Consider the following 8,075-nt stretch of genomic DNA (forward strand, 5'->3'; position numbering starts at 1 on the left):
TCTGCCAACATCAAGCCGTCACACTAATTTTTACCTTCCACCCCAATTCCAGAGATGGAGAGGCGTCCGTTATACCTTGATGCGCTGGAGAGCGGGAAGCTCGACGATGTAATAGAAACACTGTTTGCGGTTCTGAGGCATTGTGAGCTTTGCCCCCGGGAGTGTGGCGTGAACCGTCTCGAGGGTGAACGTGGCTACTGCCGTTCGGCGGAGGAGCTTGTGGCTTCGAGTATGCACCCACACTTCGGTGAGGAAAGCGTGCTCGTTGGCATCTTCGGCTCCGGCACGGTCTTCCTGACGAACTGCAACCTCGGTTGCGTCTTCTGCCAGAACTACGAAATCAGCCATCTGGGCTACGGGCGTGTGATGAGCGAGGAAGAGCTGGCGAAGGGCATGCTTTCGCTACAAAGGCAGGGCTGCCATAACATTAATTTTGTGACGCCGACGCACTTCGTGCCGCAAATCCTAAGGGCGGTTAAAATAGCAGCGGAACGGGGGCTTAAGGTCCCACTGGTTTACAACTGTGGCGGTTATGAGTCGGTGAAGACTCTGAGGCTCCTTGACGGCATAATCGACATTTATATGCCAGATATGAAATACAGCAGTGCTGAGAACGCAAAGAAGTATTCCAACGCCGAGGACTACTGGGAGGTTTGCAAGCGGGCGGTGAAGGAAATGCACAGGCAAGTCGGCGATTTGAAGGTGGATGGGCGTGGCATCGCTTACCGGGGACTCATAATAAGGCATTTAGTATTGCCGAATGGGCTTGCGGGCACCGAGGAGGTCATGCGGTTCATCGCCGAGGAAATCTCAAGGAACACATACGTGAACATTATGGCGCAATACCGCCCGATGTTCAAAGCGTATGAATACGAGGAATTGAGTCGCTCCATAAAAATAAGTGAATATAAGGCGGCACTGGAAATTGCGAGAAAATACGGGCTACACAGGTTTGCGGATTAGGCAGCCACTGGATTGAGCGAGCTATTATCTGCGCACAACAGGACAGCAGCGTTCGTTACCGTATAGGTCTTATGATGCCTTCTCCATGGGCTCTGAGCTTTCGCATCCTCTTAACGCTATTTCTGATATGCCATTCCGCGCCAATATCCCACCGGTTCCATAGAGGCCCATCTATGTTTCTGATGCCGTCGAGTGAGATTTCCCTCGCCGCCTGTAGGTCTTCGCCGACGCCCACGATGCACACCGCCCGAGAACGCAGCGCATACGTGCAGCCGTCGTCCCGAAGCTCCATCGCCCCCGGGTAAATGCGGACGTCGTCCCCGTATTTCTCCTTAAGCTTGTAAGCGCCGCTGAGGTCTACCTTCGAATCGCCGGTATATTTCGTGCGGTAACCGCCGTATGTCAGTGGTACCGCATACGTCACGACGGTCGCCCGCCGCTCGCACTCTATCCTTTGGAGACTCCCTTCAAGCATGCGGAAGCACAGCTCCACGAAGTCAGAGCGCATTATCGGAAGGATGTTTTGGATTTCGGGGTCGCCGGGTCTGCTATTTATTTCCAGAATTTTCGGGCCCTCAGCAGTATGCATGAACGCCACGTAGAACGGTATGCCTATTAAGCCCTCGTTACGCCCGTCGCCCTTCAGCGCCTTGAAAATCTTTTCGACGAGCGCAAGCTCACGCTCTCGGTCCGATGGTTCCATGAAAGGCAGGAGGTCGCTGACGTCCTTGTATGAACCCATGCCGCCAGTGTTCTGTCCGAAGTCGCCGTCGAACGCCCTTTTATAATCTCGAGTTTCCGGCAGCGGCTCCAACCTACGACCGTCGCAGAACGCCTGAAAGCTCGATTCCTCGCCCTCAAGCCTCTTCTCGACGACTACGTCGCTCGTCTCGAAGATTGAGAGGAAGTGCTCAAAGAGTTGTTCCCGGTTGTGGAAGTGCTCGCCGAAGACGCCCACGCCTTTTCCCGCCGCAGGTCTATCGGGTTTCACTGCTACGTCGTCCCCGATTTCGTCAAGGAACCTCCACAACGCCTCTTTTACCTCGGTAACGCTTTTAAATTCAAAGCGGCGGAAGATTTTGAATTCTGGGTTCGCTTCAGACGCCACCTCTGCAAGGAGGAGGCGTTGTCTTGCTTTGCTGCCTTCGAGCGCAAATTCTTTCGTCGGACAAATCATCGGGATTTTAAGGCATTCTTCGATTACGTCACGGACACCCTCGATTATCGGACCTTCAGGGCAAACTATCCCAAAATCTAAAACGTCCTTGTGGCGTTCTGCGAACTTGAGAATAGCGTCCACATCGAGGTCCGGGATGACGGCGTGCGCCTCCGCAAGCTCCGCATTGAACGGATTCCTCTGCTTGTCCACTACGTAGACACGAACGTCATACTCCTCGCTCCTCTTGAGAGCGTCGATGACAGCGGCGGCTCTTGCCCCGTAAGACACTACCAAAACGCCCACTTTCTGCATAATACAAAGTTGACGCGGAGGGCTTAAACTGCTTTTTTGATTAGTGGCACGCTTGCGGAGAGAATGACGAAACTTAATTATTAATCGCCTCATAAGAGTTGCGCATGGGATACGAGACTTTGAAAGTTAAAAAGGAGGGAGGCGTTGCGGTCATAACGCTGAACCGTCCCGATAAGCTGAACGCCTTGAACCCGAAGATGGGGGACGAGCTCGTCGAGGTTTTAGACGAGATTTCGAAGGATGAGGAAGTTAGAGCGATAGTCATTACTGGCGAGGGGCGGGCGTTTTGCGCCGGCGGAGACGTGCGCGAGGACATAGCACCGCTTTCAGAACTGAGTCCATTCGAGTTCACGGAATACTTTGAGCGTATGATGGACGCTTACAAGAAGATAGTGAAAATGGACAAGCCAGTGATTGCGGCAGTGAACGGCTACGCCGTCGGCGCCGGTCTGGACCTAATGATGTCATGCGACATCAGAATAGCATCGGAGGAAGCGAGGCTCGGGCAGTTTTTCGTGCGGATGGGACTGACGCCTGAAGTTGGCGTCTGGCTGATGCCGCGGCTCATCGGGCTCGGGCGGGCGAAATTAATGTCTTTCACCGGTGACCTCATCGACGCACGGGAGGCGGAACGCATCGGGCTCGTCGAGCGTGTAGTGCCCGCAGACAGGCTCATGGAAGAAGCTATGAACCTTGCGAGACGTCTCGCCGAAGGTGCGACGAAGGCGATAGGCGTCATAAAAAGGGCGATGCACACTGCGCTTTGGACGGACGTGGACACCGCTCTCGCATTCGTCACGCGGATGCAGTATCAGCTCGTCCACACCGAAGACCACAAGGAAGCTGTCAATGCTTTTATTGAGGGCAGGAAGCCAGAGTTTAAAGGAAAATGACTTGTTTTTTCCCTAATTCCTTCCGCCGCCGGCTAATCAAAGCTCAGCGACGACAACATCTTCTCAAGTTTATTTTTACATTTGCTGCAAAGCTTGCTCGGTTTCATTTTGGCTTCTGCCACGGAGTTTGAGAATTGCATGACGCACTCATTCTCGCAGTGACTCAGCCCTAAAACATGCCCCATTTCATGGATAGCCTCTTTGCGCACGAGGTCTAAGGAATCAAGGCGGTATGTGGAAAGCACGGCACCGACGCCGAACAGAGCGACTCCGAACACGAAGTTCATGCCCTTTACGTAAATGTCCGAAGAGAGTATCCAGAGAAAGGGGCGGTGTGCCTCCTTTGCCAACGTGCTCAAAAGGATGGAGGCATTAAACTGCCTTCTTCTTGTGTTAAGTGCTTTGTCCAGCGGCGCCTTCTCCAAAGTTTCCCGTGTTTCGAGCCCGTAAGTCTTTTCGAGTGCAGCGCTCACCGCAGAAAGCACGCCTCGACTCCTCGCATCGTGAAAAATACTCAAACGCATCGGCTACACCGTTTTATCATTGGATAAATAAAGTTTGCTGAAAGCGTTACGACGCTGCGTGATGTAGTGCAAAGAAAAAGGTTTAAGTAAATGTCGTTAGGATGTGATTTGGGGGCTCGCAGGGATGAAAGCCTTTAAATCCTTGGAAGAGCGTTTTGCTCTGTTAAGTGGGGAGGGTAAAGCGAGCTTGTTCGCAGCCGTTTTGGTGTCGGCGGCTTTTGCTTTGGCCCTCTGGATAAGGGTGGCTTTGCCATATGAGAGCGTCTTCACGCCGGAATTCGTGCGTTTCGGCGGCAACGACCCTTGGTATAACATGCGGCTCGTCGAAAGCACACTCGAGCATTTCCCGCACCGTATCATTTTTGATGCTTTCACCTTCTACCCGCATGGCTCATACGTGCCGTTCGCATTGCTCTTTGACTGGTTACTCTCATTTATCATCTGGCTGTTGGGCTTTGGCAACCCGTATGCGACTCTCGGACAGCACGGCATCGAGACCATAGCCGCGTTTTATCCCGCGGTTCTCGGGGCGCTGACAGTCCTTCCCGTTTACTTTATCGCACGGGAGGTGTTCGGAAACAGGCTCGCAGGCGTGCTTTCCGCATTTCTCGTCGCAGCGATCCCTGGACAGTTTCTCACGAGGAGCATCCTCGGCTTCACCGACCACCATGTCATGGAGACTCTTTTTTCAACGATTTTCATGCTATACTTCATTTTAGCACTGCGAGCCGCAAAGGCGGAAGGCGTGAATTTTGAGAGTCTTTGCGAGAGCTTCCAAGGCGGTTTCAGGTCTGCCACGAGCTTCGGCTCCCGCCTGTTGTTCGGACTAAAGACGACGTGGCGACGCTTCCGCAAGACTTGGACGCACACGGCGCTCTCAGGTATCTGGCTCGGTCTTTACATTCTTGGTTGGCGAGGCGGACTCCTATTTGTGTTCGTCGCCTTTGTTTGCCTTATTGTTTTGCACGTTGCAGAGCATTTGCGTAGCGGCAGCGCTGAATACCTAGGCGTGGTCGGAGTCCCGACGTTTTTAATCGCTGCGATAATAATCTCGCCATTCTTGCACCCGGGATGTCTGACGGGGTTCCACGTTTATTCCCCACTCATAGGGGCGGTGGGCACGCTATTAATGAGCGGCGTTTCTGTGGGGCTACGGCGGCGGGAGTTCGATGTGCTTGCGTATCCGCTGGCGCTCGGTGCCATTGCGATTGTGGGCATTGTTGCTCTTAACGTTGCGGCGCCGTCGCTCTACAAGCAGATCGTTGGCGGCTTCAATATTTTCAGCCCGAGAGGCGGGGCGCTGACGATTGCCGAGGTGCATCCCACGCACCTTAGAAACCCCTACACCGGGAAGATTTACGACTTTCAAAACGTGTGGGCGGGCGGTGAGGTTTGGCAGTGGTTCCTGACAACTTTCTTCGTTGCATTATTCGGCATGGGCATCATCGGCTACGAGGCATCCCGTAAATTCTTGAAACGAGATTTTCCGCTGGGCGAGCTTACGCTTCTCACTTGGAGCCTCATCATGCTTTACGCGATGTTCGGGCAGAACCGCTTCGCCGCCTACTACGCAGTAAACGCCGCAATTCTCTGCGGCGGCTTCTCGGCTTGGCTCGTCGGCGTTGTTTCAAAGCTCGGCATGCCGGCTACTGGGCTCATAAAGGTGAAGGGTAAGGCAAAAGCAAGGGCGGTCAAAGGTGGAACTATCAGAAAACCAAGAGCCGCTGCAAAAACCACAAGAACGAGCGAAGGAAAGCCGCCTGAGGTTCCACGCCTTGCAGCCACGCTTCGAAAATACTTCACGCCCGAAGTGCTCACGACGCTCATGACGCTCGTCATAATTCTTGTCGCCGTTAGCAAATATCAGAAGCCCGATGAGGTTACGGCTTTCCTGACGAGCGTCTTAAGCGGTCTTCCCGCTCTCGTCATAGCTCTAGTGGCTTTGATTTTCGGAACGTTCCTCATTCGAGAGCAGCCCACGCTTGAGAGGTCGCAGCTCGTCACGACGCTGTCGGTCTGCTTGGTTGCATTGCTCCTAGCGCTGATAATAGTGTGCCCACCACTTTGCCAGTCCTTAGTAGAGGCGAGGAGAAGCGGCGGTCCGAGCTATGACTGGTATGAGGCGTTGAGCTGGATGCGGGAGAACACGCCGGAGCAGATCACGCCCGCTCTCAACTACACCGACTTTTACTACCAGTTTTACGAGCCGCCGCCCACCGGCGAGGATTACAAGTATCCGAACGGCACATACTCGGTGATGAGCTGGTGGGACTACGGGCACTGGATTACGAGGATTGCGCACCGAATTCCGACGGCGAACCCCTTCCAGCAAGGCATCGGCGGTCCGCATCAGAGAAATAAGCCCGGCGCCTGCGTCTTCTTTATAAACTTCACCGAGGAAAATTCCGTCAAGATTGCTGAGACGCTCGACGTGCGTTACGTCGTCACAGACTTCATGATGGCTGACGTCTGGAACGCCTTTTACAACAAGTTCAATGCGATGACCGTTTGGGCGAATGATGAAAGCGGTTACCTCTCTGCTGTGCAGACCGAAGAAGGCGTAAGGCTCATGGCTACGGAAAAATACTTCCGCACGACAATTGCAAGGCTGCACGTTCTCGATGGCAGCAGCCTTTTATACGGCAATACCTACATTGAGCCGCTGCGGCATTTCCGCCTTGTCCACGAGTCGCCGTCCACGGTTGTGACTTTCACGGTCAGCAGTGGCAATGAGACGCAACAGAAGGAAATAAAGTTCGTGAAGGTTTTTGAATATGTTAAAGGTGCGAAAATCGTCGGGAATGCCTCCGTCGGAAGCGTCGTGGAGCTAAGCACGAACGTTACGACGAACGCGGGTAGGACGTTCGTTTATGCCCAGCAAGTCATCTCAAACGGGACTTTCGAGTTCGTCGTTCCTTACTCTACAGAAGGGACGCCAAGCTGCCCCGAATATACGAAGTTCGATGTCATTGCCGAGCCTTACGTGCTGAGAGTCGGGCGTGTCGAGAACAATACTTTCATTTGGGAAGTGGAGAAAGAAGTGCATGTAGATGAGGAAAGCGTAGTTGAAGGGAGAACTATAAAGGTGTCGGCGTATGGGGGATAAGAGTAAGGCGTCAGGGACAAAGAGTGAGGCGCCAGAGGCAACTAAAGAAGCCGAGCCGCTGCAGAAGGCGAAAGCTTTTGCTATTGGATTATTAAGGGATATCGCCGTCGCAGTTCTGATAGTGGCGGTGATTGCAAGCATCGGCTATGCGTTAACCGGCACTTGGCGGATTGCGTTTGCTGTCGAATCAGAGAGCATGCTACCGCACATCCACGTCGGCGACCTCGTGTTCGTGCAGGCGCCGAGCCGCACGGAAATCATAACCAAAGAGGAGGGCAAAGAGGTCGGATATAAGTCCTTCGGCGACTACGGCGACGTGATAATATATCGACCAAACGGGCTTTCCTCAGTCTCTCCAATAATCATACACAGGGCGATACGCTGGGTTGAAGCTGGCGAGCCTATGTGGGAGGGCGGACCGCCAGCGCCGCACGCCGGCTATATTACGAAGGGCGACAACAATTTAACCAATCCGACCTACGACCAGGCGCTCCTAGGGATCGAGCCTGTGCGTCCCGAGTGGGTCATCGGCGTTGCGAAGTTCAGAATTCCCTACGTGGGGTATGCGAGGCTCATTTTCGAGTTTGTATTTGTTCCGTTCTGCGGTGAGCTTCATGGATGAGGGCGTTGAGGAGCAGATGCCCAAGATTAAGCATACTGAACTTCATATTAATCTTGATGCAAGAATTGACAGGAATTTCCCGATTCGGCACATCCTTTTTTTACAGAATGTCGCTAAGAGAGCTCATACCTTTAGGGTTGAGATAGGGGAGGGAGTTTGGGAGTTGAGTTTTTATACTTCAAAGTTTGTATAAAGAATAATGGAAACAGAGATAACAAAGACCATCAGGTGCAAGCTCGTAGGTCTGACAAGGAGGAAGCTTGAGCTACTTAATCGGGAGTATGATAATTTCCAGCACTTCCTAAAGATGGGAGAAGATAGAGGTGTTTATTCTGCTACGAAGCAGCAAGGGAAGAGAACATACAGGAAAATTGACCCCAATGAGGAATATCCCCTTGTTATAAGAAAAGACCTGATGGATATTCGGCGAACTAACAATAAGTTCGCTAAGTATTGGGCTCGCATTCCTGTTCACGGCGTGAGAGGGGGCATTAAG

The 8,075-nt window shown here is 53.0% G+C and carries 7 protein-coding genes and 1 pseudogene; 6 read left to right on the plus strand and 2 right to left on the minus strand.

The genetic code is table 11. From position 1 onward, the window contains the following. Window positions 1–54: 54 nt before the first annotated feature. Window positions 55–963, plus strand: a complete 909-nt coding sequence (locus ACXJJA_RS04365) for a radical SAM protein (protein WP_456487007.1) — start codon at window positions 55–57, stop codon at window positions 961–963. Window positions 964–1,018: 55 nt separating this feature from the next. On the opposite strand, the gene ACXJJA_RS04370 is transcribed toward ACXJJA_RS04365, so the two are convergent. Next, window positions 1,019–2,434 (minus strand): hypothetical protein, encoded by a 1,416-nt coding sequence (locus ACXJJA_RS04370; RefSeq protein WP_456487008.1) that lies wholly within the window; start codon window positions 2,432–2,434, stop codon window positions 1,019–1,021. Between the two features lie 104 nt (window positions 2,435–2,538). Here ACXJJA_RS04370 and ACXJJA_RS04375 point away from each other — a divergent pair, with 104 nt between their 5' ends. Beyond that, the gene (locus tag ACXJJA_RS04375) at window positions 2,539–3,327 is read left to right on the plus strand and encodes an enoyl-CoA hydratase/isomerase family protein (RefSeq protein ID WP_456487009.1); all 789 of its coding nucleotides are present in this window, start codon (window positions 2,539–2,541) and stop codon (window positions 3,325–3,327) included. A gap of 32 nt (window positions 3,328–3,359) precedes the next feature. On the opposite strand, the gene ACXJJA_RS04380 is transcribed toward ACXJJA_RS04375, so the two are convergent. Beyond that, on the minus strand, window positions 3,360–3,851 hold the full coding sequence (locus ACXJJA_RS04380; protein WP_456487010.1) for a peptidase: 492 nt from the start codon (window positions 3,849–3,851) through the stop codon (window positions 3,360–3,362). A gap of 142 nt (window positions 3,852–3,993) precedes the next feature. On the opposite strand from ACXJJA_RS04380, the gene ACXJJA_RS04385 reads away from it, so the two are divergent. From ACXJJA_RS04385 to ACXJJA_RS04400, 4 genes and pseudogenes are all read left to right on the plus strand, one after another. Continuing rightward, window positions 3,994–6,957 carry an oligosaccharyl transferase, archaeosortase A system-associated gene (locus tag ACXJJA_RS04385; protein ID WP_456487011.1) on the plus strand — a complete coding sequence of 988 codons (2,964 nt, stop codon included), beginning with the start codon at window positions 3,994–3,996 and terminating at the stop codon, window positions 6,955–6,957. After that, window positions 6,947–7,579, plus strand: coding sequence for a signal peptidase I (locus ACXJJA_RS04390; protein ID WP_456487012.1), 633 nt, complete (start codon window positions 6,947–6,949; stop codon window positions 7,577–7,579). The genes ACXJJA_RS04385 and ACXJJA_RS04390 overlap by 11 nt, the downstream gene beginning before the upstream one ends. Then, a complete protein-coding gene (locus ACXJJA_RS04395) occupies window positions 7,572–7,772 on the plus strand; it encodes a hypothetical protein (protein WP_456487013.1) in 201 nt (66 codons plus the stop codon). Before ACXJJA_RS04390 ends, ACXJJA_RS04395 begins: the two co-directional genes overlap by 8 nt. 6 nt (window positions 7,773–7,778) lie before the next feature. Continuing rightward, a pseudogene (locus ACXJJA_RS04400) lies at window positions 7,779–8,075 on the plus strand (RNA-guided endonuclease TnpB family protein); the annotation flags it as partial.

It is taken from the genome of Candidatus Alkanophaga liquidiphilum, assembly GCF_053996935.1.